Genomic DNA, 25986 nt, shown 5'->3' with positions numbered 1-25986 from the left:
TTTTAAAAAAAAACTTAAATTGGGAGGGGGTTCTTCGGTGAATAAACAGTTACTAGGAGTTATCGATGCTACAACATTCCATGAAGATCTTGAAGAACTGACAATCCAAAGATCAGTTGCTGCTGTTCCATTTGCTGGTCGATATCGTTTGATAGATTTTGTTCTGTCGAGCATGGTTAACTCAGGAATAAAAAGCGTGGCAATTTTTCCGAAATTTCAGTATCGGTCGCTAATGGATCATTTAGGAACAGGAAGAAGCTGGGATCTAAACCGAAAACGAGATGGTCTTTTCTTATTTTCACCATCTTCTTATCAAAGTCAAGAAGATGGAATTGGAACATTCCAGAATTTCTCGGAAAATGTAGATTTTTTCCTCCGATGCACACAAGAGTATACACTAATTGCCAATTGCTTTACGGTTTCTAATATTGATTTTCGCAAAATCCTCCAGTCCCATATCGAAACTCAATGTGATATTACCGAAATCCGACATGATGGAAAGTCATTGGGGATGTACATCTTGAAAACATCATTGTTAGTCGAACTAATTGAGAACCATAAAAAAACGGGATATACATGCATGAAAGATGTAGTAAGTGATTTACAGCATCAATATAAACTGTGCTTCCAATATTACGAAGGGTACGCTGTCATGATAGATTCGATAAAAAAATATCATACTACCAGTCTTGAACTTTTACAACCGAGTATTTGGAAGTCGCTTTTCTTAAAGGAACAGCCGATTTATACGAAGGTTATGGATGAACCTCCAACTCGATATTCACAAGGAGCATCAATCCAAAATTCAATGATTGCCAATGGTTGTCAAATTGAAGGAAAGGTTGAGAACAGCATCATTGCCAGAGGTGTTAAGATTGGAAAAAACACAGTGATACGAAATTGTGTGATTTTACAAAAATGTAAAATTGAAGATGATTGTGTGTTAGAAAATGTCATTCTTGATAAAGATGTTACGATCGAGTCCGAAAGAACGATTAAGAGTTCTTCTACATCACCTCTCGTTCTCCGTAAGGGCACGGTTCAAGGAGCTCTGTTGAATTCGTGAAAATCCTTCATGCAGTCTCAGAATGTCTACCGTTTATAAAATCTGGAGGGCTAGCCGATGTTGCTGGGTCTCTACCCAAGGAATTAGTAAACCTTGGAACAGATGTAAGATTGATTCTCCCAAATTATGAAACCATTCCTCAACAGTATAAAAGGGATATGAGAAAAGTTGCGGAGTTTACCGTAAAGGTTGGCTGGAGAAATCAGTACTGTGGAATTTTGGAACTTGTCTCGGAGGGACTCACATACTACTTTGTCGATAACGAGTATTATTTTAAGCGGGATGGGCTTTATGGTTATTTCGATGACGGAGAAAGATTTTCTTTTTTCAATCGAGCAGTCCTCGAGGCGATAGCCCACCTGAACTTTTCTCCGGATATTATTCATTGTCATGATTGGCACACGGGCATGATTCCATTTTTACATCGGGTTGAATACAATCGGAAGCATGGATATGAATTTATTCGGACGATCTTCACGATTCACAACCTTCAATTTCAAGGAGTTTTCCCTAAGGAGATTTTAGGTGATTTGCTTGGGATCGATACTAAATATTTTAATAAGGAACAGTTGGAGTTTTTTGGTAACATAAATTTTTTGAAGGCAGGGCTCGTATCCGCAGATATGATTACCACGGTAAGTTCCACCTATTTAGCTGAAATCCAAACAGCTTATTTTGGGGAAAACCTGGATGGTCTTCTTCGAAACCGCATTTCTGATTTAAAAGGCATCTTAAATGGGATTGATGAGGGTTTTTACAATCCGGCTTCTGATATATTCCTCTACCGGAATTTTGACTCCGACAGCATCAGTTTAAAGGTGGAAAACAAAAGATTTGTGCAACGGGAATTAGGGCTAGTAGAAAATGATGACATTCCGCTTATGGTTATGATTACTCGATTAACAAAACAGAAGGGTCTTGAACTAGTTAAAACTGTTTTTCATGAGATGATGGCTGAAAAGCTTCAAATGGTTGTATTGGGAACTGGTGATTTTGAATTTGAGAGTTTCTTTCGTGAAATGTCTTATCAATACCCAGATCAACTCCGTGTACAGATTGGATTTAATGAGGAATGGGCTCATCAGCTTTATGCGGCTGCAGATCTGTTTTTAATGCCATCAAAATTTGAACCGTGTGGTTTGGGCCAGATGATTGCGATGAGATACGGTAGCATACCGATTGTCAGGGAAACTGGTGGCCTTAATGATACGGTTCGTGCCTATGATGAATGGGCGGATACCGGGAATGGTTTTTCCTTCACCCATTTTAATGCTCATGATATGTTGTATACAATTCGGCATTCATTGTCATTCTATCATTATAAAAAACCAATCTGGAGAAAAATGGTGAAGACAGCAATGAATAAAGACCTAAGTTGGGCACATTCGGCCTTTCAATATAACCTGCTTTATTTAGAATTGATCTCAAGGAGTGCAAGCCATGTTTTCTAATAAACAGGAATTTCAACAAGCTTTTTTAAAGCGTCTTGAGATGATGTGCGGGAAGCCATTTAAAGAAAGCACGAAAAGTGACCACTTTCAAACATTAGGGCATATGATTCGAGAGCATGTCAGCTCAAACTGGATTCATACGAAAGAGAGATATGGTGCTTCTCAAGGTAAACAAGTTTACTATTTATCTATAGAATTCTTATTGGGACGATTATTAAGACATAACTTGATGAATTTAGGTATAGAAGAGTTGGTTGATAGCGGTTTGCAGGAATTAGGAATTGATTTAGGTGACTTAGAGGAGATAGAGGCAGATGCCGGGCTAGGAAATGGTGGGCTCGGCAGGTTAGCTGCCTGCTTTTTAGATTCTCTTTCTTCATTAAATCTTCCCGGAAATGGATGTGGAATTCGCTACCGGCATGGATTGTTTGAGCAAAAGTTTGTCGACGGCTACCAGGTTGAGCTTCCTGAACAATGGCTTCGTTATGGACAGGTTTGGGAAATTAGAAAAAACGATTTAGCTGTTGAAGTACCCTTTTGGGGTGAAGTGGAGAGCTACGATGAAAATAGCCGTCTTGCCTTTCGACATATTAATGCTGAGGTCGTGACGGCAGTGCCTTATGACCTTCCAATTATCGGTTATCACAATGAGACAGTTAATACGTTACGGTTATGGAGTGCAGAACCATCCCCCTATCCTTTTTATCAAGATGTAATGAAATACAAGCGTGAGACTGAGGCGATTTCCGAATTTCTTTATCCTGATGATACACATAATGAAGGGAAAATCCTTCGTCTTAAACAGCAGTATCTTCTTGTTTCAGCTAGTCTTCGTTTGATCATTCGCAACCATCGATTTAGCCATCGATCATTAGCTGATTTGCCAAAGCATATTGCCATTCATATTAATGATACTCACCCGGTTATGGCAATTCCTGAATTAATGAGACTCCTGCTTGATGAAGAGAAAATGGGCTGGGAAGAGGCTTGGGATATTACGACTCAAACGATTTCATATACGAACCATACCACGCTTTCAGAGGCATTGGAAAAGTGGCCAGTACAACTTTTCAAACCTTTATTGCCAAGAATCCATATGATTATTCAAGAAATTAATGAGCGTTTTTGCCAAGAGTTATGGAAGCTTTACCCTGGCGATTGGGATCGGATTGGTCAAATGTCGATTATTTCTCATGATGAGATAAAGATGGCTCATTTAGCTTTAGTTGGCAGCTATAGTGTAAATGGTGTTGCCCAGATTCACACCAATATTTTAAAAAATAGGGAAATGAATCTTTTCTATCAGGTCTTTCCGGGAAAATTCAATAATAAAACAAATGGCATTACTCACCGACGTTGGCTATTAAAATCGAATCCAAAGCTGTCTGGCTTAATAACAGAAGCGATTGGCTCTGAGTGGGTATCAACACCCGAAGAACTTTCTAAGTTGGCGGTGTTCAAAGAGGATAGAGGTTTTCTAGATAGGTTACAGCAGGTTAAACAAGATAATAAGGAAAGATTTTTACGGAGAATAAATGAACAAACGGGAATCCAAATCGATCCACATTCGATTTTTGATGTCCATGTTAAAAGACTGCATGCCTATAAACGGCAACTGTTAAATGTGCTTCATATAATGCATCTTTACAGCCGACTTAAGGATGATTCTAGTTTTGAAATGTATCCTCGAACATTTATCTTTGGTGCAAAGGCTTCCCCAGGTTACTATTATGCAAAAAAGATCATTAAGTTAATAAATACTGTTGCGGATAAAATAAACGCCGATCCAGCTGTAAACGATAAGCTAAAGGTAGTCTTCTTAGAGAATTATCGTGTTTCGGTTGCGGAAGAGCTTTTTCCTGCTGCAGATGTTAGCGAACAAATTTCTACCGCAAGTAAAGAGGCGTCAGGAACGGGGAATATGAAGCTGATGATGAATGGTGCTATAACGGTAGGAACATTGGATGGGGCAAACGTAGAAATTAAGGAGAAGGTTGGCTCAGACAATATTTTTATATTTGGATTAACTGCCGAAGAGGTCCTTCATTTTTCACAAGTGGGTGGATACCATTCGATGGAGTATTATCATCATGATAAAAAGATCCGTCAAGTCGTCGACCAATTAAAAAATGGCTATTTTTCAGAAGTTGACGATGAGTTTGAACCGATATTTGATTCATTGTTAATACAAAATGATCAATATTTTGTATTAAGAGATTTTGATTCCTATGTGTCTATACATAGAGAAGTAGAACGAAAATATCAAGATCGTGAGCAATGGATTAAAATGAGCCTGCTTAACATTGCGGGATCAGGCTATTTTTCAAGCGATCGAACCATAAAGGAATATGCTGATAGGATTTGGAAAATAAAACCTGTGTAGAAAAGGCTGACCTAAGTCAGCTCAGATTGTCGAGAAAGGTTATTTTCTCGGCAATTTTTTTGTCAAAACATCGATTTTTAATATTAGATTGTCTATGCAATGGGACCTGTTGATCTCCGCTCCAGGTGCTTCGCTTTCCGCGGGGCGGGCGGTGAGCCTCCTCTGCGCTAAAGCGCCTGCGGGGTCTCACCTGTCCCGCTACTCCCGCAGGAGTCTTCGCACCTTCCGCTCCAATCAACAGGGTGCAAATCAACCTATAGATTTGCAACATACCCTACCGAATCTGGAAAATTGTGTTGTAATTATGTTTTGGCAGGCACCAGTAAGGAGAGCCTGTTCACTTACATTCTTCACTTCCCTTAACTGGCACATAACATCAATAAACATTATTTAAAAGGCTGTTTTCGTAAACTTTGGTGCTCTCTGAACTTATATGGTCCCACTCACTGATCAAAGAGCCGTATTGATGCCCATAATGCGAAGCGGCAGAAAAGATGGAAATCAAAGAGCCGTATTGATCCAGAATAAACGAAAAATCGATATAATTGTAAATCAAGCAACGAAGAAGGTGATCGCCTGGAACGGAAATCAACAGCTCTCTTGAACAGCCTATTTATTAATAAATAAACTTGGTGTATCACTAAAGCGTTTAAGCAAAATAATAGGCTGTCGAGAGTTTCTCGACAGCCTGACCTGACCTAAGTCAGCTTTTCTTATAGGTAATAGGCTATAAATAATCCTATTGAAAGTAAAAATCCGAAAATGGTGTTGGTTTGTGCAGTCGCTTTCATCGCTGGCATCATTTTCTGTGGAAGCGAATTTCGGTTGAAACCTGTAATGGCATTGATTGCTTTTGGTATGCTAAGAACAACAATAGTCAACCAGGGTGAGACGATTCCTAAGAAAATAAGCGCGAATACCCATAAATAAGAAATGATGAACATCCCCGCAAGGAAAATAATCGCACCTTTTCTTCCCAGCAAAATCGCTAATGTCTTACGCCCAAATTCCTTGTCTCCATCTAAATCCCGAATATTATTTGCCATTAATATGGCACCAACTAAAATAGTAATTGGAATTGAAACGAAAATGGCTGTTGAAGAGACCGTACCGGTTTGAATAAAGAATGAAATTAAAATAATTAAACATCCCATAAAGAAACCAGCAAATAGTTCTCCAAGCGGAGTATAGGCAATTGGAAGCGGACCGCCAGTATATAAATATCCGAACGACATAGATACAGACCCAATCAGGGCTAGCCACCAACTTGTGTACATACAAATATAAACACCTAATAATATAGAGATCCCATATAATGACAATGCAATATAAAGAACCGTTTTTGCTTGAATTCCCTCTCGAACAATCGCTCCGCCAATCCCAACTGATTCGGCAGTATCAAGTCCACGTTTAAAGTCATAATACTCATTAAACATGTTGGTTGCTGCTTGAATAAGTAAGCATGCCAAGAGCATGGCTACAAAAAGCCCAATATGAATATCAGATTGCGGTATGGCTAATGCCGTTCCCAATAAAACCGGAACAAACGCTGCTGTTAATGTATGAGGTCGTGTTAATTGCCACCAAACTCTCCAACTGGGCTGGTTCGTAACCTTTGAAGATTTTGAATGCATTTGTGGTTGCATAAATTTGACTCTCCCCTGTGAAAATATTATTAATGTATAATAGGAATAAACTAGACTATCTTAATGGAAAAAAGAATGATTGTCAAAAAGCCATCTATTTAAGTGTAGGAAAAGACACCATGCCTGTCAATTCATTTGTTATGATTGGAAATGAAAACCAAAACAAAATGAATGATATATATGGAATAAAGATTCCCTGTAACAAAAGAGCAGAATTCGGACTGTATAGTTAAAGTACAATCATTATATAATAAGGAACAAACTAGGGCACCTGTTACACGTATTATTGACATGATTTATAATGAGGTGTATCTTAAAATAAGCTTAAAATGAAAGGATAGCAGTAGTAATGCTGTTATTGGGGGGATTTTTTTTGGTTATCTTACATGATTCGGAGCTAAAGATGCGAATCTTCGAAGCAATCGCGAGAGCCAAGGCTTTAGCTGCGCCAGTACTAGTTAGTGAAGTTCATAAAATTGAGCATATTGAACCCCTGTCATTTTTCTATTCTGGTTGTGAAAAATACTTTGGTGAACGTTTCTTTTGGAAGGATCCATCAGACCAAGCATTTTTCGTAGGATTAGGGATTTGTAAACAAATTCAGACAGATCAGTCAGCTGATCGTTTTATTGATGTTCACAATGAGTGGAAGCGCTTTACAGAAAATTCAATGATTTTTAATCCATATACACATAACGGTTTAGGTCCTACGATGTTCGGGGGCTTTTCTTTTGACCCATTAAAGGCTAAAACCACATTATGGACAAAATTTTCACATTCACTGTTCCATATTCCAAAGTATATGCTTTCTATCATTGATGGACAAGCATATTTAACTTCCAATATTCTCTGTACGCAACATGATGACGATTCTTTAGTTGGCAAAATCAACCGAGAACGTGAACAATTATTGGCATCTGCAAAGGTTGGTAAAGAATATCGCGAAAGCCATCTTGCAAAAACTGAGGAAATTCAACCAGATGCCTGGAAAAAAACCGTAGATGATATCGCTGATGCGTTAAAGAAAGGTCCACTAAAAAAAGTGGTGTTAGCTCGAGAATTAAGACTGCATTTTCATGAACCAATTCAAGTTGAAAAGGTTTTAGAGCACTTTTTGTTAGAGCAAAAGGCAAGTTTTGTATTTGCATTTGAGTCTAATGGAGATTGTTTTGTAGGTGCTTCGCCAGAAAGATTACTGAAGAAAAGTGGCAATGATCTGTTTACGACTTGTTTAGCAGGATCTATTAAGCGTGGAAAAACAGTTGAAGATGATAAGCGCTTGGAACAAGACATCCTAACAGATCAAAAAAATCTAATTGAACATCACTATGTGGTCCAAATGATTAAAGAGGCAATGAGTGAAGTATGCCAACAGGTCATTATTCCTGAGCGACCTGCATTGATGAAAATGAGAGATATCCAACACTTATATACTCCTGTCATTGGAAAAACTGATGGACATACATCTTTGCTTCAGATTGTGGAACGACTCCATCCAACACCTGCATTAGGCGGCCTTCCCAAAAAAGAAGCAGTAGAAAAGATTCGCGAAGTTGAACTTATGGATCGTGGTCTCTATGGTGGACCAATTGGCTGGATGGATTATCGTGAGAATGGCGAATTTGCTGTTGCCATAAGGTCCGGTTTAATTCAAGGAGATCAAGCATCCCTTTTTGCTGGGTGCGGGGTTGTAGCCGATTCAAATTCAGAAAGTGAATACTTAGAGACAAACATTAAGTTTCGTCCGATGCTAACAGCGCTTGGAGGAGAAGGAATATGAATCACCAGGAGTCACTTACAGCTTACTTAGCAGCATTTATTGGGGAATTAGTCGAATCAGGTGTGACGGATGTAGTGGTTAGCCCTGGATCACGATCAACTCCAATGGCATTAATGATGGCCGAGCATCAAGGCCTTCAAATACATATTCAGATAGACGAGAGATCAGCTGCCTTTTTTGCGCTTGGAATTGCCAAAGCATCAAGAAAATCAGTTGCTCTCCTTTGTACTTCAGGGACTGCTGCAGCTAATTATTATCCAGCTATTATCGAAGCTAATATTTCAAGAGTTCCTCTCATCGTGTTAACAGCAGATCGTCCTCATGAGCTACGTGATGTTGGAGCGCCTCAAGCGATTGACCAAATACATCTTTACGGTAAACATGTGAAATGGTTTGTTGAAATGGCCTTACCTGAAGCATCTGATGAATTAATTCGTTATTCTCAAACCGTATGTGCTAGAGCCGTTGCCACTTCACAAATGACTCCAGCTGGACCAGTTCATTTGAATTTCCCTTTTAGGGAACCGTTGATCCCTCAATTAGAAGATCAGAATGTTTTTGAAAAGCATAGACCGACTAAAGGATCGATTAAGATTCGACCAGGGGAATTAACCTTAACACATGACCAATTTAGTAGACTTGCTGCACTGTGGTCTAAAGAAACAAAAGGTGTAATTGTTTGCGGTCCAATAGATAACCCTCCTTTTCAGCATGCGGTAATTGATTTGGCTGAAAAACTACAATTTCCTATTCTTGCAGATCCTTTATCACAATTACGAAGCGGGAGCCATAGAAAAAAAAATATAGTTGATACATATGATACATTTTTGCGAAATGATCAAGCAAAGAGGTTTTTACAGCCTGATATAATCATCCGTCTAGGCGCAATGCCAGTTTCCAAAGCACTTACGATTTTTATGAAGGAAAACCACGATGCCGTTCATTATGTCATTGATGGCGGGGGTGGCTGGAGAGATCCAAATGCTGTGACTTCCGAAATGATTTATTGTGATGAGGTTGTCCTTTGCCAGTCACTACTTCCTTTAATAGAAGAGCGCAATGAGTCAGCTTTTCTGGAAAAGTGGATGAAAATGAACCAGATCACTAAACACCATTTATCAAAGATCAATAATGAGACCGCCTTAAGTGAAGCGAAGCTGTTTTCTCAGCTCTCAAACATTCTTCCTGCGGATGCTACCGTGTTTGTTGGAAATAGTATGCCAATTAGAGATTTGGATTCTTTCTTTCATCATAATGAAAAATCGCTCCGGATTATGGCCAACCGAGGGGCAAATGGTATTGATGGAACTGTTTCAACCGCATTGGGTGCGGCAACCATACATCAACCCTTTTATTTAGTCCTTGGAGATTTAACCTTTTTCCATGATTTAAATGGCTTAATCGCCTCAAAATTACATCAAATACCGATTAATATTATTTTAATCAATAATAATGGTGGCGGGATATTCTCGTTCTTACCACAGGCTAGGCATCCAAAACATTTTGAACTTCTGTTTGGGACTCCGTTAGATATAGATTTTAAACATGCAGTACAAATGTTTAAGGGCAACTTTGAAACGATTATGGATTGGGAGCACCTTTCTTCGTCTATCGAGAAGAATCTAGATAGACAAGGATTATGTGTGTACGAAATTCCGACAACTAGAGACACAAATCTTAATGAACATCGAGAATTGTGGAATTATGTTTCCCAGGAAATAGAAAAATGGATTAAAGGTGAATCTAAATGAAGCTAGAAATCGACGGAATTCGGTATGATGTCGATATGGTTGGAGAGGGATATCCACTTGTGCTACTCCACGGTTTTACTGGGAATTCCGCAACGTGGTTACCGTTTTGTAAACAGTGGACCACCCATTCATCTTTAATCATGATTGATATTATCGGTCACGGAAGGACGGATGCACCAGTAGAATCTGAACGCTATCAAATGGATAGGGTAGTTAATGACATATCTCTTATTCTGCAACAACTAAACATAGATAAAGCAGATTTTCTTGGATACTCTATGGGAGGCAGGCTAGCTCTTTCGTTTGCGGCTAAATATCCTGATAAAATAAGGAAACTAGTCCTAGAGAGTGCTTCGCCTGGACTTAAGACGGAAACGGAAAGAGATGAGCGTAGACAGAGGGATGAGAAGCTTGCTACGTCGATTATCGACAAGGGGATCGAAAACTTTGTCGATAATTGGGAAGGAATTCCGTTATTTCAATCCCAAAAAAATCTTCCACAACAGGTTCAAAACCAAATAAGAGAACAACGTTTAATGAACTCTGTGACAGGTCTAGCCAATAGTTTAATCGGAATGGGCACAGGAGCACAGAAATCATGGTGGGAATACCTAGACCACGTGTCCTGTGATGTATTGTTAATAACGGGTGAGCTTGACGAAAAGTTTTGTAAGATTGCGAATGAAATGTTGGGAAGGCTAAAAAATAGCAAAATGATGGTTGTAGAGGGATGCGGACATGCAATTCATGTGGAACAAGCGGGGAAATTTGGTACAATAGTAAGTGAGTTTGTTCAATCTACATAATAAGGAGGAATAAAGTATGACAGTTGAATGGGTAGCTGCACGTCAATACGAGGACATTTTATATGAAACATACAATGGAATTGCCAAAATAACCATTAACCGTCCAGAGGTACGCAATGCGTTCCGACCTAAGACTGTAATGGAGCTAATCGATGCATTTGCATACGCACGTGATGATTCGAATGTTGGTGTTATTGTGTTAACGGGAGCAGGCGATGATGCGTTTTGCTCGGGAGGAGATCAAAAGGTACGTGGTCATGGTGGCTATGTAGGAGAAGATCAAGTTCCTCGGTTAAATGTTCTAGACTTGCAAAGGTTAATCCGTGTGATTCCTAAGCCTGTTATCGCGATGGTAAAAGGTTATGCAATTGGTGGAGGACATGTTTTACATATTGTTTGTGACTTAACGATTGCGGCTGATAACGCTAAATTTGGACAAACTGGACCGAACGTAGGTAGTTTTGATGCCGGTTATGGTTCTGGTTATTTAGCAAGAATAGTGGGACATAAAAAGGCTCGTGAGATTTGGTTCTTATGTCGTCAATACAATGCTCAAGAAGCCTTGGACATGGGACTTGTTAATACGGTTGTACCACTTGACCAAGTTGAAGATGAAACAGTAAAATGGTGTGAAGAAATTCTTGGGAAAAGCCCAATGGCCCTTCGTTTCTTAAAGGCAGCGTTCAATGCTGATACTGACGGATTGGCTGGAATCCAGCAATTTGCCGGTGATGCAACTTTGCTTTATTACACAACAGACGAGGCAAAAGAAGGCCGTGACGCGTTCAAAGAAAAACGCAAACCTGACTTTGGGAAATTCCCTCGTTTTCCGTGATCAAAACGAAATACGGAAGGCGTAAGAATTGAATGCGACCTTTACACATGCAAACAGTTTGATGGACCCCATCAAGCTGTTTTTTTGAAATGAGATCTATGATTAGATTTTTAGTAGAGTATGAAATCAGTTTCGAATAGTTTTTTTAGAATTTTTTTATGAATTTGTTCCATTTCTTTTGCTTTTTTGTATTATTTTATTAAAAAATAGCCATGATTCTATTTTTTTTTTGGCCGGCCTAATTATTCAAACCGAATAAATCTACACAATAGAAGCAGGTGATTATCCATGACCCAGCAGATTCCAAACTGGCTTAAAAAGAGAGCCTTTTTAACACCATCAAGGACAGCACTAATTTTTGAAGATCAAGTCCTGACTTTTCAAGATACATATGATAGAACCTTGTCCATTTCCGGAAAGTTAGCGGCTGTCTCAATTGTAAAAGGACAATTTATAGGTGTCTTATTAAAAAACCATCTAGATACAATCACCATTCTTTATGCCTTACAAATGCTCGGGGCGACAGCTGTTATCCTAAATAACCGACTTACCGAGGATGAGTTAGCATGGCAACTCGAAGACTCCAAAAGTGTGGCTTTAATCACTGAGGATTCATTCGCGCCAAAAATCGCAGCATTACAAGCTAAAAAACCTCTATACTCCATTTGGACAAAACAGCAGCTTTTCTCAATAAATCCTATTCAACCAAACCTACGCGAAGAGTACGAACTCGAGGGAATTTGTACGATTATGTACACCTCCGGGACGACCGGTTTTCCAAAAGGAGTTAAACAAACCTATGGAAACCACTGGTGGAGTTCAATTGGATCGGCATTAAATCTTGGTATATCTGAACAAGATTGCTGGTTATGTACCGTTCCATTATTTCATATAAGTGGTTATTCAATTTTAGTCCGGAGCTTAGTGTACGGAATGCCGATCGTTCTTCATGATGGATTTGATGAACAAAGGGTCATTAACGATATCAGCCGCCACAACGTGACAATTATGTCCGTGGTTACGACAACGTTAACAAGAATAGTGAAAGCATTAGGGGGCAAAAACATGCCTGCCCAATTCCGTTGTATGTTACTTGGTGGTGGACCAGCTCCATTGTCATTGCTAGATACTTGTGCAGAAATTGGAATTCCAGTTTTCCAATCATACGGAATGACAGAAACGTCTTCGCAAATCGTGACACTTTCCCCAGAAAATAGCTTTAATAAAATAGGGTCAGCAGGAAAACCATTATTCCCTGCCCAATTGAAAATTATTGATGCTGGTGGCGTGGAGGTTAAGCCCCGAGAAGAGGGCGAGATTATAGTCAAAGGACCGAACGTGACCACAGGATATTTATATCGTGAAAAGGAAAACGCTGAAAAAATTCAAAACGGCTGGCTTCATACTGGGGATATTGGCTATGTTGATGAAGAAGGGTTCTTGTATGTACTTGATCGCCGGGCAGATTTAATTATTTCGGGCGGTGAGAATATCTATCCCGCCCAAATTGAAGGAGCCTTGCTGTCTCATCAGGAGGTCTTTGATGCAGGCGTAATCGGTATCGACGATGACAAGTGGGGGCAAGTGCCAATCGCTTTTGTTGTTTGCGACCCGGCCTCATTGATTACCGCTGAGGAATTGCTCTCTTTTTGCCGCCAAAAGCTGGCTAGCTATAAAGTTCCAAAACGGATTATTTTTACAGAACGGCTGCCGAGGAACGCATCAAATAAATTGGTAAGGCGTCAATTAAGAGATTTGCTTGAAAGAGGAAGCGGCCAATGATCAAGATCAATTCCATTACACTTTATGTTATCTCAAAGAAATTAAAGCTTCCGTTTGCAACCCATTTGGCGACTGTAACTGACCGGGAAGCTATCATTGTTGAGGTGATCGATTCCGAGGGGGGTAAAGGCTATGGAGAGGTAGTTGCCTTTTCCTCACCATGGTACACTGAGGAAACCGTACGGACATGTTTTCATATGTTAAAGGATTATTTCATACCTCTGTTAAAAAATAAAACCATTTCCCATCCTGACGAAGTCACTCCACTTCTTGATAAGTATAGGCGCAACCAGATGGCCAAAGCGGGACTAGAGACAGCTATATGGGATTTGTATGCAAAATCGCAAGAAAAAGCGCTCTCAAGGCTTCTGGGGGGCTGCAAAACAAAAGTTCCGTCAGGAGTGGTGGTCGGAACAAGCAATGTAGATGAGGCCATTCGTCAGATTGACCTATATTTGGCTGACGGCTATCAAAGAGTGAAGGTGAAAATTAGCCCAGGACATGATTTCAATCTAATTGAGGGGATTCGTTCCCGTTTTCCTGACCTGCCTCTCATGGCTGATGCTAATTCCGCCTACACCTTAAATGAGATTGAAAGGTTGAAGGAACTTGATCAGTTTGGGTTGCTCATGATCGAACAACCGTTGGCTCACGATGACATCATTGATCACGCTAAACTTCAGAAGGAGATCCAAACACCTATTTGTTTGGATGAAAGTATTGTCACCTTTAACGATGCAAGGCAAGCGATTGAGCTTGGCAGCTGTGGGGTGATTAATGTGAAGATTGGAAGAGTCGGTGGTCTTAAGACAGCTAAACAAATCCATGACATAGCTGTTCAAAACGGCATTCAAGTGTGGTGTGGGGGGATGCTTGAATTTGGCGTTTCCCGTGCCCATAATATAGCCATTGCATCTTTACCTGGATTCACCATTCCAGGCGATATTTCTGCTTCGAGTCGATATTGGGCTGAAGATATTACTACTCCAGAAGTGATGGTTGAAAATGGGTATATCCAAGTACCAGAGGGACCTGGAATTGGCTTTTCAATTAATGAGAAGAGCCTTAATAATTCACTTCAATTTAAGGAAATAATTCGCTTATAAAAAAGAGCATCCGGGAATAATCTCGGATGCTCTCTGTTCTATTTACTCATGAGAGGAGGGGATGATTTCCGCTCCACGCTTTCCGCGGGGCGGGCGGTGAGCCTCCTCGGCGTTACGCCTGCGGGGTCTCACCTGTCCCGCTGCTCCCCCAGGAGTCAAGCACCTTCCGCTCCAATCAACTTCTTTCTAATCGGTTTGCTTTCCACAAAACCTATTTAGAAAAGAGCCTTTAAGATAGTTCATCATTAGGGATGAACGTTTTACAGCCGGTTTCTGAACTGGTATAAGTGGTATCTCCAGTCTGACTGACGACATAGATCTGCTCGGCGCCGCAAGAATTGCCATGTTCCCAATATTGACAGTTTTTCACTTCACATAAGACCTGACCCGTCACTCAGCATCACTCCTCGTAATAGCGGTACAAGGATAGGGTTAGCAGAATCTGTTGTGATTATGTTGACAATATTAAGGATGATTTGCTAGTTTTTTTGTTTAACACTAATCATTTAGGGCTTTATTTAAAGTCTGGATGTTTTTATCCATAATGGTAAAATAATTATCCTTGTTATCGATATTTTCTCTTGTTAAAACGGAAAGATTATGAAGAGTAAGTGATTTTGCACCAACTTCATCTTCAACTATTTTAGTTAGCTTGGATGTAACATTTTGCTCAAAAATAATGTATTTTATATGATCCTGTTTGGCTTTGGAAACAATTTCTTCAAGTTTTTTTTGAGAAGGTTCATTGGTAGTAGACAAACCGGAAATACTGATTTGTTTTATTCCGTAACGTTTTTCCCAGTATCCATAAGCTGCATGGGCAACTACTATTTCTTTGTACTTCGCTGATTGTGCCGTGGATTCAAAGGATTGATTTAACTTTTCCAATTCCTTTGATAATTCTTGGTAATTCTTATCAAAGGTATCTTTTTGTTCAGGCATTTTTTTGACCAAAGAATCCCTTATCGATTTAGCTAACTCCTGTGCATAAATAGGATCTAGCCATACATGGGGATCAATCGACTGATTGTGTTCAGTAGATTCTGCTTGCTCCGAATCTTGTTCTTGATCGATTGGAGGATTATCCCCAAAGGAAATATGATCTGCAGTGGAAATCATCTCCACCTTTTCATTCTTTAATGTATCTTTAGCTTTATCAACAAAACCTTCTAGACCCAAGCCCACATAGAAAAACAAATCTGCATCAACGAGATTCATCATATCTCTTTGGGTTGGCTCAAACGTGTGCTCATCTGCCCCAGGTGGGTAAATGGTGTCCACCTTTACAAAGTCACCGCCAATTCTTTCGGTAAAATATTGAAGCGGATAAACGGTTGTATATACGGTCAGTTGTTTATTATTTTTTTTCGTTTTTTGCTTATTTTCACAACCCAAGATAAATAAACTTAGTGGGAGTATAATCGAAATAAAAATCAATAAAGACTTTTTCAAAGTGATCACCTTTCCTCGGCAAGGTCGCCCCTTCAGATGTTGGTTTTGGAGGAGTGTTGACTGTTAACAGCCATTTTCATACTTTTACTAGATTCATAATCCGTAATCGTTACGATTTGCCTTTTTGTATCTTACATAATTTTTTTGAAAATTGCAAGCTTATATTTGTCGTTTTGGTCAAACATTTGTATTCTATAAATATGGACAAAAAACGACAGAAGGAGTGACCAAAAATGAAATTACTGGATGAAATCATAAGTTTTAATGAAAACTTTGTCGCTGAAAAGAAATATGAGGAATATTTAACGACAAAATTCCCTAATAAGCGGATGGTTATTTTAACTTGCATGGATACAAGGTTACTAGAACTGTTGCCGAAAGCATTAAATTTAGGAAATGGCGATGTGAAAATCGTAAAGGATGCAGGTGCACTCGTAATGCATCCATTTGGAAGTGTGATGCGAAGTATTTTGGTTGCAGTTTATGAATTACAAGCAGAAGAAGTCTTAGTTATCGGTCATTATGATTGCGGAATGAGCGGGCTTAAGGCTGAGCCTATTATCGCGAAGATGAAAGAGCGGGGAATTAAACAGGAAATGCTCGACATCTTATCGTATTCAGGCATAGAGGTCTCAGAATGGCTTAAAGGGTTTGATAATGTGACTGAAAGTGTTACTCATAGTGTAAGTGTGGTCAGAAAACATCCACTTATGCCAAAAGAAATCGCTGTGCATGGTTTAGTAATTGACCCAACGACTGGAAAGCTTGATTTGGTTGTAAATGGGTATGATCATTTGTAAGAAATTTATTAAATTATTTCGTTTTATCAACCACTTTTTTTCTAGTTGGCCATTCTTGAGGAACCGGATCCATTCCTCCAGGATGAAACGGCTGGCATTTTAAGATTCGTTTGATTGTTAGCCAGCTGCCTTTTATTGCGCCATGCCGCTGAACTGCTTCTATTCCATAATGGGAACAAGTAGGATAAAACCGGCAAGACGGTGGTTTTAATGGAGAAATGACAATTTGGTAAAAACGGATGATTTTAATCACCATTTTTGATAGCATGGAATAGCTCCCTTTCAAAAACATTTGATTTAGATAAACGATAGCACAAATTTTTTTATTCGTCTAAAGATGCAAACCGATTGTCCAGTTTTAGCATTGCGTTCTTTGTTGATGAATAAAGTAGGGAATTAAGGTATGATAATGTGAAGAATAATTAAGGAGTGATAACATGCCATCAGTTGAAAGTTTTGATTTAGATCATAATGCAGTCGTAGCCCCTTATGTTAGACACTGTGGTGTCCATAAAGTGGGAAGTGACGGAGTTGTTAATAAATACGATCTCCGCTTTTGCCAACCTAATAAACAATCAATGAAGCCTGAAGCAATGCATACATTAGAGCATTTACTTGCTTTTAATATCCGTAAGCACTCAGAAAAGTACGATCACTTTGACATCATTGATATTTCACCAATGGGATGCCAAACTGGCTATTATCTAGTCGTTAGTGGCGAACCAACAGTTGAAGAAATTATTAATTTACTTGAAGATACCATGAAGGATGCAATGGAAATTACCGACATCCCAGCAGCAAATGAAAGACAATGTGGTCAAGCGAAGCTCCATGACTTAGAAGGCGCCAAGCGTTTAATGAAGTTCTGGTTAGAGCATGATAAAGCCAATTTAAAAGAAGTTTTTGCCTAAAAAGACGAGTAATCAAAAAAAACAGGGATTGACGTTAATCGTCAGTCCCTGCTTTTTTTAGATTTTCATTGTCTTCAAAGTTTGGAAGTTCATCGATCGGGTCTACCGTATGCTTAAAGGAATAGGCTTTTGAAGTAGTTAACACAGCCAATAATAGGACTACAAATACAATAATAATGGAAATCACCATGACAGTTAGCATTATTTCCCCTCCCCATATTCTTCGCTATTTTATCACAAAGTTTGAACTTTTGAGAAAGATTACGTCCCGAAATACTTCGATTTATTTCCTTGATAAAGGGAATAATAGTTTCGGGAGGATGATAACATGTCAACTGAATTGATTCTAAATGTAAACAAACAGGTGGCCAATTGGACGGTATTATATGTAAAATTACATAATTACCATTGGTTTATTAAAGGGCATCATTTCTTTACTTTGCATGAAAAATTTGAAGTGTTTTATGATGAAGCTGCAGGATATATTGACGAGCTGGCCGAGAGATTATTATCTATCGGTGGAAAGCCAATCGGTACCATCAAAGAATGCCTTGAAATAGCAACTGTTAAGGAAGCAACAGGGAATGAAGGTGAGCAAGAGATGGTAAAAACCATCTATGCAGATTTTTCACTCTTAATAAATGAGTTAAAAGTGGTAATTGGGCTAGCAGAAAAGGAAGAAGATCAAGGAACAGCAGACATATTAGTGGGAATACAGAAAAATCTTTTAAAACATATGTGGATGCTACAAGCGTTTTTGGGATAATAAAGAAAGCTGGCAAATAATTGCCAGCTTTTGTTATGTATTTATTAATGAATATTCCGTGGCAAATTGGTTTGTGGACGGTGTTGTCCATACTCTTCTTGGGCGAATTTTTCTTTAAGACTTTCGATTAAATAAACACCAACTAAGTTGTATATCTCCTGTGTAGAAAGATCATGGATTAATTGTAATATGTCATCTCTGCTCATTTCTTCTAAAATAGCAAATGCAAGCATATCGATATCTTCATCGTCTCCGGTTAATTTATTACGGTATAATTCAAATAGTTCATCCACTAACTTCACTTTCAACACCTCCGTTTCTTTCAGTAAGTTAATAATCATTTTATGTTAATCCTTCTTAATAAATCCCTCTGAATAAAGGATTTATTCCTACCCCGTCTCTATATAATTTTAGTTTACCCTAAAACCATATGCAGGTGTTAGTTTTGTAACTCAATAAAAAAGAAAAATTTCCCTCTTTTAAGGGCGTGGAAAAACTTTAGGAATAATCTAAAGGAATATGTGGGAAACGATAAGCAATGAATCGAAAGGGATGAAAAGGATGCCATTAAATAAAAAGACCTATTATATCGCACTTGGAACCGGAGAAATAATGCAAAGTGCAACTGATTCACCTTGGAATTTTAAAATTACCGCGACTGACGATGAAATAATTCAGTTAAGAGAATATTTTGATCAAAACTATTCGACCGAATGGCAAAATTTTTTTCGTGCACATGTTCCTTATGTTCAATACCATTATGATCGAGAAAATGATGCTTATGATAAAACGACAGAAAAAATTTACAAACTGATTTATGATCTCGGTGATGAAGAGGCAAAACAACATATTCGCTCAATCGGGATTCTGCCAGACCTGACCTAGCTGTGGAATAAACTATGCAACTTGCCCCGTTCTTATTTCCCGCTTATACGTTCCTATTGTAAAATAGATACTAGGAGATACGAGCAGGGGGAATTAAATTGGATCAATTTTTTGATCATAATGGGTGTACAGTGCGATTGGCCTTTAGGCTAAATGCTTTTTCAGAAGTTAGTAGGCATGTGATCGTGATTTGCCGTTATCATAATAAGTGGTTGTTAACCTCACATAAAGAGCGGGGCTGGGAATTTCCTGGAGGGAAAATAGAACCAGGAGAAAATCCAGAACAAGCAGCATTGAGAGAGGTGTATGAAGAAACAGGTGGTGTGTTGGATACTTTTTTTCCACTTGGGGAATATGAAGTTTCCAATGGGTCAACCAGTTTTGTGAAGACCATTTTCTATGGTAGTGTCGTGGATTTGGTTGATAAGAATAATTATATGGAGACAAATGGCCCAGTTTTTGAAGATGACAATATCCTTGATGCCCGTTTTCAAGAAAAATATAGTTTTATTATGAAAGATGATGTGATTAAAAACAGCTTGGAACAACTAGCTCAATTAAAATTTTAGGCTGTGTTAAAGCTCAATGTTGATTTTTTGCACAATGTTGATTGGAGTGGAAGGCGCGAAGACTCCTGCGGGAGCAGCGGGACAGGTGAGACCCCGCAGGCGCTTTAGCGAGGCCACTGAAAAAGTCCAAGTTTTTAATTTAGGCAGTTGAAAGTTTGATTAAACCAAACTTTCAACTGTCTTTTTGCCTTATAATAACGATATTAAATGTATGTAGGTGATATCCCGATGATTTCCAATCAAGAAACACTTAATCTTAGCCCATTCATGGCAATCTACGAAATAGTTGTGCCAAAAAGTAATATGCTTCGCCAAATCAATGAACTAGTGGACTTTTCATTTATTCTCGAAGAATTAAAAACGAAATATTGTCTTGATAACGGTCGAAATGCCATTTCACCGATTCGCATGTTCAAATATTTATTACTAAAATCGATATTTGATCTATCTGATGTGGATGTAGTAGAACGTTCAATATATGATATGTCGTTTAAATATTTCCTGGATATGGCACCAGAAGATTCCGTGATTGATCCTAGTTCCTTAACGAAATTTCGTAAACTCCGTCTTCAAGATGAGGATTTATTAGATTTGCTCATTGGCAAAACAGTTGAGATTGCTCTGGAAAAAGAAATCATAAAAAGTAAAACCATTATCGTGGATTCCACACATACGAAAGCGCGTTATAACCAAAAATCTCCGAAGGAATTTTTACAAGAGAAAGCGAAAAATGTTCGAAAAGCCGTGTATCGAATTGATGAATCCATGAAGGAAAAATTCCCTGCGAAAACAACTTCTGTTGAAGTAACCGATGAATTAGATTATTGTCGTCGAATCATTACTGTTGTCGAAAAAGAACCACAAATCGCTAAGGTACCTGCGGTCAAAGAAAAATTAAATGTTCTAAAAGAGATCGTAGAAGATTATACAGAACAACTTAGCTATTCAAATGATCCAGACGCACGGGTCGGACACAAAACAGAGGACTCTTCTTTTTTTGGGTTCAAAACGCATTACGCGATGGCTAATGAACGGATTATTACAGCGGCAGTTATGACAACAGGTGAAAAAAGTGATGGAAAATATCTGCGGGATTTAACAAAAAAAAGCCAAGCAACTGGAATGAAAATTGACAAAATCATTGGAGATACAGCCTACTCTGAGAAAGATAATATTCGATTCGCGAAAGAAAATGAATTAGCACTTGTTTCCAAATTACATCCGCATATTACACATGGCAGACGCACAAAAGAAGAAGAGTTTGAATTTAATAAAGATGCAGGAATGTATGTATGTAAAGCAGGGCATATGGCTAATAGAAGGAAATATGAAGGACGAAAGGGACAAGATAAAAACCCTAGAATCAAGTACTTTTTTGATATTGAAAAATGTAAAGTGTGCCCTTTTCATGATGGCTGTTATAAAGAAGGAGCGAAAAGTAAATCTTATTCTGTGACAATCAAATCAACAGAACATGCCGATCAGGAGGCATTTCAAAACACAGAAGAATTTAAAGAGTTAGCGAAATCTCGCTATAAAATTGAAGCGAAAAATAGTGAGTTGAAACATAGACACGGGTATGATATTGCATCATCTGCGGGTCTATTAGGCATGAAGATTCAGGGAGCTACAGCGATATTCGCTGTCAACCTTAAACGAATACTAAAACTCCTCAATGAAAAAGAATAAAAAAAGATAAGGAAAAGGGCAATTTTTCGTCCAAAAACAGACGATAAATTGCCTTTTTTGTACCAAAATTTATTTACAGACGTAAAAATCGTATGTTTTTCAGTGGCCTCCGCTTTAGCGCCGAGGAGGCTCACCGCCCGCCCCTAAGGTGCGCGAAACGCCTGGAACGGAAATCAACATTCTAGTTTAACAGAGCCAAATTTTTTAAAAATAGACAAGGTTGTAGTCCTTGTCGAAATTATTTTCAGTTTTTTATGATCTTTTTTTCTAATAAGGATACCAATTGATACATCAACGTGGCAAACACGGCGATAATCAGGAGTGACAGTAAGACAAGTGTAAAGTTAAAGACTTGGAATCCATAAACGACCATATAGCCAAGTCCTTTTGACGAAACGAGGAATTCACCAACCATCACGCCGACCCATGATAGGCCCACATTGACCTTAAGAGTTGAAATAATGGTTGGAAACGACGCGGGTAAAATTACCTCCCAAAAGCTTTGAATTCTTGTTGCTCCTAGTGTTTGTAATACCTTGAGATAATTAGGGTCCACTTCTTTAAAAGACGTGTAAACCACAATGGCCGTAATGATGATAGAGATGATGGCGCCCATTGAAATGATTGATGTAAATCCGGGTCCTAAAGCAACGATGAGAATCGGACCAAGTGCAACCTTTGGCATCGCATTTAATATGACTAAATAGGGATCAAGTATTTTTGAAACCTGTGGGGACCACCATAGAATTGAGGCTAAGATGGTACCAAGCAGTGTTCCTAGAATAAATCCAAATACCGTTTCAGTCAGCGTCACACCGATATTAGTAAGTAAGGAGCCATCTGCCATTTTTTCAATAAATAATAGATATATTTTTGATGGAGAGCTAAAGATTAATGGATCAATCCATAGCTTTCGACTTGCTAATTCCCATCCTGAGAAAAATACGAAGAAAATGATAAGCTGGTAAAATCGGACCCAGTTTTTTTCCCGTTTTAGTGATTGGATATAATTATGGTGTAGAAGGTTGATGTTTGACTGGGGTAGATGCTTCAAGGGATTCCAACTCCTTCCAAATTGTTTGGAACAGGGCGGGGTATGTTTCATGATTTCTTGTATTAAAGGGAGTTAAACTTTTGAGTTCATCTGGGACATCAAATATTTTAAACAGACTCCCTGGTTGGGAAGATAATAAATAAATCCGGTCACTCATAACGATTGCCTCGCCGATATCATGTGTAACAAGGATAGCGGTCTTGCCAAATGAGGATAGCGTCTTAGATACCAAGTTTTCTAGCCTTAGCTTTGTCTGGTAATCCAAGGCGGAAAAGGGCTCATCGAGCATTAACAGTTTTGGTTCCATAGCGAGTGTTCTAACTAAAGCAACCCGCTGACGCATTCCACCAGATAATTGTTTTGGATATTGTGATTCAACGCCTTTAAGCCCCATTTGATCAAGCAGGCTTAAGGCATATTCCTCATTTTCCGGTGTTAGGCGATTGGTTAGTTTTAATCCAATTAATATGTTTTCAATAATGGTCTTCCATGGAAATAAATAATCTTGTTGGAGCATATAGCCAATTCGATTTCCTGCCTTTTTGACGGGCATATCCTCTAAGGTTACTGATCCTGATGTAGGGTCTATCAAGCCGGCAATAACGGAAAGTAACGTGGTCTTTCCACAGCCGCTTGGTCCAAGAAAAGAGATAAACTCTCCTTCCTTAACCTCAAGCGAAATATTGGAGAGGGCAGTTATAGCCGATGTTTTAGTAAAATAGGTATGGTGAATGTTGTTTATTTTTAAAAATGTCATGATAAATCGGCCTCCTCTTACGATGATTTATTTAATGGTTTTTTCAGCAATGGCTGTATTAACTAACGTTTTATAATTAACTTTTTTAGAAAGTTCACCTGATTCACTCATAATATTTTGTAGATTATTCCATTCCTTTTTATCTAGGATTGGATCTGTTGCAAATGAGCCTTGGGTTTTATAACGGTCAATCGACATTTCAAGGATTCCTAAATCAATGTCTGGAAAATAGGATTGGATTGTGGTGGCAATTTCTTTTGAGCTATGGGTATTTACCCACTGTTGTGCTCGATAAATGGCGCGAGTGAACTTTTCTACCGTATCTTTGTTCCTCTTCATATAGCTTTGTTTTGCCATGAAGGTTGTGTAGGGTACATGGCCAGATTCTGATCCAAAGGAGGCAACAATATGTCCTTTCCCCTCTTTTTCAAATACACTAGCAGTGGGCTCAAACAATTGCACATAATCACCTGTTCCTGACGCAAATGCATTGGCAATATTTGCAAAGTCGACGTTCTGAATTAAATTTAAATCGTTTTGCGGGTCAATCCCTTGTTGTTTCAGCACGAATTCACCCACCATTTGTGGCATTCCGCCCTTTCGTTGCCCTAAGAAGGTACTTCCTTTTAACAGATCCCACGAAAAATTGTTGATTTTCTTTCGCGAAACAAGGAAGGTGCCATCGGTTTGAGTCAATTGTGCAAAATTGATGACTGGGTCATTTGATCCCTGTGCATAAACATAAATCGATGTCTCTGATCCAACCAACGCAATATCTGCGCCATCTGAAATGAGGGTGGTCATCGTTTTATCACCACCAAAAGTTGTGGTGAGCGAAACATCTAGGCCTTCATCCTTAAAGAAACCCTTTTCCAGCGCCACATATTGTGGGGCATAAAACAACGAGCGCGTCACCTCAGCAACCCTAACTTTTTCAAGCCTTTTGGTAGTTTTTGTATTGGTATTGTTACAAGCTACTAATGGGATTATGAGCACGGCGACCATCAGCAAAGTAAGCCAAAATTTGTTTAAGTATTTCATTTTAATGCCTCCTATTCATTTATTAAAAAAGGTTGTGTTAAAGCACAATGTTGATTTTTGCACAATGTTGATTGGAGCGGATACAGCGAAGACTCCTGCGGGAGCAGCGGGACAGGTGAGACCCCACAGGCGCTTAAGCGCCGAGGAGGCTCACTGTTCGCCTAGCGGAAAGCGAGTGCCTGGAACGGAAATCAACATTCTAGGTTAACAGTGCCTTAAAAAATGAAGGGTTTAAACTTGTGATATCGTATGAAAAAACAAAAAAATGTGTGAATGCCTATAGCCTTTTTATGAAAGGAGAAATCCTAACTATGGAAAAAGAAGGAACTATTTTATCAAAATGGAGATACCCCTCCCCAAATTCAAACATCTCTTTAACGATTGTTACCTACTATTCACAGGGGCTAAGAGTAAAAGGGTTATTGGCTGAGCCAAAAAGGGCTGCAGTTTATGAAGGTTTTTTGTATTTAAGAGGAGGAATTAGAAATGTTGGAAAAGTAAGAGCAGCTCGAATTTGTCAGTTTGCAGCAGAAGGATTTATTGTGTTTGCGCCATTTTACCGGGGGAATCAAGGGGGAGAAGGAAGCGAGGATTTTGGCGGTGAAGACCGCCATGATGCTTTTGCGGCTTATTCGGTGTTGAAAAATCACCCTCAAGTGAAAAATATCCATATCTTTGGCTTTTCGCGTGGAGGTGTTATGGCCCTGCAGACTGCGATTCAATTCCCTGAAGCGGTGTCACTCGTAACTTGGGGCGGTGTGAGTGATATGGAGTTAACCTATTATGAACGAGAAGATTTGCGGAGAATGATGAAACGGGTTATTGGCGGGACACCTAGCAAATATCCCGAAAGATACCGTTATCGAACACCATTGTATCAATTGAATCGGCTGCAATCACCAGTGTTAATTATTCACGGCTGCCAAGACACAAATGTCTCGGTCGAACATGCTTTTCGCCTACAGCAACGTTTAAATGAGTACCAAAAACCCGTTACATGTTGGTACTTTAAGGAGTTCACTCATTATTTCCCACCGTTAATAAATCGACAAATCGTAAAAGATCTAACGAATTGGATGAAAAATCAATCAAATAAATGATAAAATAATGGTAAGGAAACATGAAGGAGAGATCATATGGGAATGCCGCTGGAATTAAATACACTGATTGTAACAAAGGGTAGAGAGAAACGGCTGGATGAGCATAACAGGTTCTCTTTAACAAAAGAGGGTTATCGACTTTATCCAATTGACATTCCATTAGAAGTTCGAAAAACACGGGAAAGTGAAATTAACGGTACAGCTCTAATAAAAAAGGTTGAGTGGGAACAAAACGAAACGACCATCACCTACCAATTAATCACTTTGCACTCGACAAACTAATTTTGTTTAATCAAGAAACAAAAATAAACAGGCTGATAAGGGCCCCCGCCCTTATCAGCCTGTTTTATTAAACC

At 38.9% G+C, this 25986-nt stretch carries 27 protein-coding genes; 18 read left to right on the top strand and 9 right to left on the bottom strand.

The features are described from left to right. Positions 1-37 precede the first annotated feature (37 nt). From B1NLA3E_RS18505 to B1NLA3E_RS25410, 4 genes are all read left to right on the top strand, one after another. Positions 38-1066, top strand: coding sequence for a sugar phosphate nucleotidyltransferase (locus B1NLA3E_RS18505; RefSeq protein WP_041580671.1), 1029 nt, complete (start codon positions 38-40; stop codon positions 1064-1066). Further along, positions 1063-2517: a glycogen synthase GlgA gene (glgA, locus tag B1NLA3E_RS18500; protein ID WP_015595364.1), complete on the top strand. Its 1455-nt coding sequence runs from the start codon at positions 1063-1065 to the stop codon at positions 2515-2517. Before B1NLA3E_RS18505 ends, glgA begins: the two co-directional genes overlap by 4 nt. Then, positions 2507-4900, top strand: a complete 2394-nt coding sequence (locus B1NLA3E_RS18495; protein WP_015595363.1) for a glycogen/starch/alpha-glucan phosphorylase — start codon at positions 2507-2509, stop codon at positions 4898-4900. The genes glgA and B1NLA3E_RS18495 overlap by 11 nt, the downstream gene beginning before the upstream one ends. 466 nt (positions 4901-5366) lie before the next feature. After that, complete coding sequence (locus B1NLA3E_RS25410; RefSeq protein WP_187292115.1) at positions 5367-5504, top strand: hypothetical protein; 138 nt, start codon at positions 5367-5369, stop codon at positions 5502-5504. A 109-nt stretch (positions 5505-5613) separates the two neighbouring features. Here B1NLA3E_RS25410 and B1NLA3E_RS18485 read toward each other — a convergent pair whose 3' ends face one another. After that, complete coding sequence (locus B1NLA3E_RS18485) at positions 5614-6546, bottom strand: 1,4-dihydroxy-2-naphthoate polyprenyltransferase (RefSeq protein WP_015595362.1); 933 nt, start codon at positions 6544-6546, stop codon at positions 5614-5616. Between the two features lie 373 nt (positions 6547-6919). Between B1NLA3E_RS18485 and B1NLA3E_RS18480 the strand changes: the two genes are divergently transcribed. From B1NLA3E_RS18480 to menC, 6 genes are all read left to right on the top strand, one after another. Beyond that, the gene (locus tag B1NLA3E_RS18480) at positions 6920-8326 is read left to right on the top strand and encodes an isochorismate synthase (protein ID WP_041580669.1); all 1407 of its coding nucleotides are present in this window, start codon (positions 6920-6922) and stop codon (positions 8324-8326) included. Further along, positions 8323-10077 (top strand): 2-succinyl-5-enolpyruvyl-6-hydroxy-3-cyclohexene-1-carboxylic-acid synthase, encoded by a 1755-nt coding sequence (gene menD / locus B1NLA3E_RS18475; protein ID WP_015595359.1) that lies wholly within the window; start codon positions 8323-8325, stop codon positions 10075-10077. The genes B1NLA3E_RS18480 and menD overlap by 4 nt, the downstream gene beginning before the upstream one ends. Then, positions 10074-10883 (top strand): 2-succinyl-6-hydroxy-2,4-cyclohexadiene-1-carboxylate synthase, encoded by an 810-nt coding sequence (menH, locus tag B1NLA3E_RS18470; protein ID WP_015595358.1) that lies wholly within the window; start codon positions 10074-10076, stop codon positions 10881-10883. The genes menD and menH overlap by 4 nt, the downstream gene beginning before the upstream one ends. Positions 10884-10899: 16 nt before the next feature. Beyond that, the gene (gene menB / locus B1NLA3E_RS18465; RefSeq protein ID WP_015595357.1) at positions 10900-11718 is read left to right on the top strand and encodes a 1,4-dihydroxy-2-naphthoyl-CoA synthase; all 819 of its coding nucleotides are present in this window, start codon (positions 10900-10902) and stop codon (positions 11716-11718) included. A gap of 288 nt (positions 11719-12006) precedes the next feature. Continuing rightward, complete coding sequence (locus B1NLA3E_RS18460) at positions 12007-13500, top strand: o-succinylbenzoate--CoA ligase (protein WP_015595356.1); 1494 nt, start codon at positions 12007-12009, stop codon at positions 13498-13500. Next, complete coding sequence (gene menC, locus B1NLA3E_RS18455) at positions 13497-14606, top strand: o-succinylbenzoate synthase (RefSeq protein ID WP_015595355.1); 1110 nt, start codon at positions 13497-13499, stop codon at positions 14604-14606. Before B1NLA3E_RS18460 ends, menC begins: the two co-directional genes overlap by 4 nt. Before the next feature lie 229 nt (positions 14607-14835). Here menC and B1NLA3E_RS24340 read toward each other — a convergent pair whose 3' ends face one another. Then, on the bottom strand, positions 14836-15000 hold the full coding sequence (locus tag B1NLA3E_RS24340; RefSeq protein WP_015595354.1) for a DUF1540 domain-containing protein: 165 nt from the start codon (positions 14998-15000) through the stop codon (positions 14836-14838). A 104-nt stretch (positions 15001-15104) separates the two neighbouring features. Continuing rightward, positions 15105-16058: a metal ABC transporter solute-binding protein, Zn/Mn family gene (locus B1NLA3E_RS18450; RefSeq protein ID WP_041580668.1), complete on the bottom strand. Its 954-nt coding sequence runs from the start codon at positions 16056-16058 to the stop codon at positions 15105-15107. Positions 16059-16291: 233 nt separating this feature from the next. On the opposite strand from B1NLA3E_RS18450, the gene B1NLA3E_RS18445 reads away from it, so the two are divergent. Continuing rightward, a complete protein-coding gene (locus B1NLA3E_RS18445; protein WP_015595352.1) occupies positions 16292-16858 on the top strand; it encodes a beta-class carbonic anhydrase in 567 nt (188 codons plus the stop codon). Between the two features lie 13 nt (positions 16859-16871). On the opposite strand, the gene yidD is transcribed toward B1NLA3E_RS18445, so the two are convergent. Beyond that, complete coding sequence (yidD, locus tag B1NLA3E_RS18440; RefSeq protein WP_015595351.1) at positions 16872-17126, bottom strand: membrane protein insertion efficiency factor YidD; 255 nt, start codon at positions 17124-17126, stop codon at positions 16872-16874. A gap of 169 nt (positions 17127-17295) precedes the next feature. Between yidD and B1NLA3E_RS18435 the strand changes: the two genes are divergently transcribed. Next, the gene (locus tag B1NLA3E_RS18435; protein WP_015595350.1) at positions 17296-17769 is read left to right on the top strand and encodes an S-ribosylhomocysteine lyase; all 474 of its coding nucleotides are present in this window, start codon (positions 17296-17298) and stop codon (positions 17767-17769) included. A gap of 34 nt (positions 17770-17803) precedes the next feature. Here B1NLA3E_RS18435 and ytzI read toward each other — a convergent pair whose 3' ends face one another. Then, positions 17804-17971, bottom strand: a complete 168-nt coding sequence (gene ytzI, locus B1NLA3E_RS24335; protein WP_015595349.1) for a YtzI protein — start codon at positions 17969-17971, stop codon at positions 17804-17806. 126 nt (positions 17972-18097) lie between these two features. On the opposite strand from ytzI, the gene B1NLA3E_RS18430 reads away from it, so the two are divergent. Beyond that, positions 18098-18535, top strand: a complete 438-nt coding sequence (locus tag B1NLA3E_RS18430; RefSeq protein ID WP_015595348.1) for a Dps family protein — start codon at positions 18098-18100, stop codon at positions 18533-18535. A gap of 44 nt (positions 18536-18579) precedes the next feature. Here B1NLA3E_RS18430 and B1NLA3E_RS18425 read toward each other — a convergent pair whose 3' ends face one another. Then, positions 18580-18876, bottom strand: a complete 297-nt coding sequence (locus tag B1NLA3E_RS18425; RefSeq protein ID WP_015595347.1) for a DUF6154 family protein — start codon at positions 18874-18876, stop codon at positions 18580-18582. Positions 18877-19096: 220 nt separating this feature from the next. On the opposite strand from B1NLA3E_RS18425, the gene B1NLA3E_RS18420 reads away from it, so the two are divergent. The 3 genes from B1NLA3E_RS18420 (at position 19097) to B1NLA3E_RS18410 (ending at position 21678) form a co-directional block, all read left to right on the top strand. Continuing rightward, positions 19097-19420, top strand: coding sequence for a hypothetical protein (locus B1NLA3E_RS18420; protein ID WP_041580667.1), 324 nt, complete (start codon positions 19097-19099; stop codon positions 19418-19420). A gap of 98 nt (positions 19421-19518) precedes the next feature. Then, positions 19519-19989 carry an RNA deprotection pyrophosphohydrolase gene (ytkD, locus tag B1NLA3E_RS18415; protein WP_015595345.1) on the top strand — a complete coding sequence of 157 codons (471 nt, stop codon included), beginning with the start codon at positions 19519-19521 and terminating at the stop codon, positions 19987-19989. A 228-nt stretch (positions 19990-20217) separates the two neighbouring features. Next, on the top strand, positions 20218-21678 hold the full coding sequence (locus B1NLA3E_RS18410; protein WP_015592366.1) for an IS1182 family transposase: 1461 nt from the start codon (positions 20218-20220) through the stop codon (positions 21676-21678). Positions 21679-21922: 244 nt separating this feature from the next. Here the strand turns inward: B1NLA3E_RS18410 and B1NLA3E_RS18405 are convergent, their stop codons facing one another. From B1NLA3E_RS18405 to B1NLA3E_RS18395, 3 genes are read right to left on the bottom strand one after another with little or no spacing between them, the layout of a single operon-like run. Next, positions 21923-22732: an ABC transporter permease gene (locus tag B1NLA3E_RS18405; protein ID WP_015595344.1), complete on the bottom strand. Its 810-nt coding sequence runs from the start codon at positions 22730-22732 to the stop codon at positions 21923-21925. Continuing rightward, positions 22689-23489, bottom strand: a complete 801-nt coding sequence (locus B1NLA3E_RS18400) for an ABC transporter ATP-binding protein (protein ID WP_015595343.1) — start codon at positions 23487-23489, stop codon at positions 22689-22691. Before B1NLA3E_RS18400 ends, B1NLA3E_RS18405 begins: the two co-directional genes overlap by 44 nt. A 27-nt stretch (positions 23490-23516) precedes the next feature. Then, entirely contained in the window at positions 23517-24530 is a 1014-nt protein-coding gene (locus B1NLA3E_RS18395; RefSeq protein ID WP_015595342.1) for an ABC transporter substrate-binding protein, read from the bottom strand. Between the two features lie 311 nt (positions 24531-24841). Between B1NLA3E_RS18395 and B1NLA3E_RS18390 the strand changes: the two genes are divergently transcribed. Then, positions 24842-25630: an alpha/beta hydrolase family protein gene (locus tag B1NLA3E_RS18390; protein WP_041580666.1), complete on the top strand. Its 789-nt coding sequence runs from the start codon at positions 24842-24844 to the stop codon at positions 25628-25630. A gap of 36 nt (positions 25631-25666) precedes the next feature. Beyond that, positions 25667-25912 (top strand): DUF2584 domain-containing protein, encoded by a 246-nt coding sequence (locus B1NLA3E_RS18385; protein WP_015595340.1) that lies wholly within the window; start codon positions 25667-25669, stop codon positions 25910-25912. The last annotated feature ends 74 nt before the right edge of the window (positions 25913-25986 follow it).

This window comes from Bacillus sp. 1NLA3E (assembly GCF_000242895.2).
In the GTDB taxonomy this organism is placed as follows: Bacteria; Bacillota; Bacilli; order Bacillales; family Cytobacillaceae; genus Bacillus_BU.
The sequence above is the reverse complement of the archived record's forward strand: the minus strand, read 5'-3'. Positions and strand labels throughout refer to the sequence as shown.

Coding starts and splice junctions, on each gene's coding strand:
- B1NLA3E_RS18495 (WP_015595363.1), top strand. CDS start 2,507: ATGTTTTCTAATAAACAGGAATTTCAACAAGCTTTTTTAAAGCGTCTT.
- B1NLA3E_RS25410 (WP_187292115.1), top strand. CDS start 5,367: ATGCCCATAATGCGAAGCGGCAGAAAAGATGGAAATCAAAGAGCCGTA.
- B1NLA3E_RS18485 (WP_015595362.1), bottom strand. CDS start 6,546: ATGCAACCACAAATGCATTCAAAATCTTCAAAGGTTACGAACCAGCCC.
- menD (WP_015595359.1), top strand. CDS start 8,323: ATGAATCACCAGGAGTCACTTACAGCTTACTTAGCAGCATTTATTGGG.
- menH (WP_015595358.1), top strand. CDS start 10,074: ATGAAGCTAGAAATCGACGGAATTCGGTATGATGTCGATATGGTTGGA.
- menB (WP_015595357.1), top strand. CDS start 10,900: ATGACAGTTGAATGGGTAGCTGCACGTCAATACGAGGACATTTTATAT.
- B1NLA3E_RS18460 (WP_015595356.1), top strand. CDS start 12,007: ATGACCCAGCAGATTCCAAACTGGCTTAAAAAGAGAGCCTTTTTAACA.
- menC (WP_015595355.1), top strand. CDS start 13,497: ATGATCAAGATCAATTCCATTACACTTTATGTTATCTCAAAGAAATTA.
- B1NLA3E_RS18445 (WP_015595352.1), top strand. CDS start 16,292: ATGAAATTACTGGATGAAATCATAAGTTTTAATGAAAACTTTGTCGCT.
- yidD (WP_015595351.1), bottom strand. CDS start 17,126: ATGCTATCAAAAATGGTGATTAAAATCATCCGTTTTTACCAAATTGTC.
- B1NLA3E_RS18435 (WP_015595350.1), top strand. CDS start 17,296: ATGCCATCAGTTGAAAGTTTTGATTTAGATCATAATGCAGTCGTAGCC.
- ytzI (WP_015595349.1), bottom strand. CDS start 17,971: ATGCTAACTGTCATGGTGATTTCCATTATTATTGTATTTGTAGTCCTA.
- B1NLA3E_RS18430 (WP_015595348.1), top strand. CDS start 18,098: ATGTCAACTGAATTGATTCTAAATGTAAACAAACAGGTGGCCAATTGG.
- B1NLA3E_RS18425 (WP_015595347.1), bottom strand. CDS start 18,876: ATGATTATTAACTTACTGAAAGAAACGGAGGTGTTGAAAGTGAAGTTA.
- B1NLA3E_RS18420 (WP_041580667.1), top strand. CDS start 19,097: ATGCCATTAAATAAAAAGACCTATTATATCGCACTTGGAACCGGAGAA.
- B1NLA3E_RS18410 (WP_015592366.1), top strand. CDS start 20,218: ATGATTTCCAATCAAGAAACACTTAATCTTAGCCCATTCATGGCAATC.
- B1NLA3E_RS18400 (WP_015595343.1), bottom strand. CDS start 23,489: ATGACATTTTTAAAAATAAACAACATTCACCATACCTATTTTACTAAA.
- B1NLA3E_RS18395 (WP_015595342.1), bottom strand. CDS start 24,530: ATGAAATACTTAAACAAATTTTGGCTTACTTTGCTGATGGTCGCCGTG.
- B1NLA3E_RS18390 (WP_041580666.1), top strand. CDS start 24,842: ATGGAAAAAGAAGGAACTATTTTATCAAAATGGAGATACCCCTCCCCA.
- B1NLA3E_RS18385 (WP_015595340.1), top strand. CDS start 25,667: ATGGGAATGCCGCTGGAATTAAATACACTGATTGTAACAAAGGGTAGA.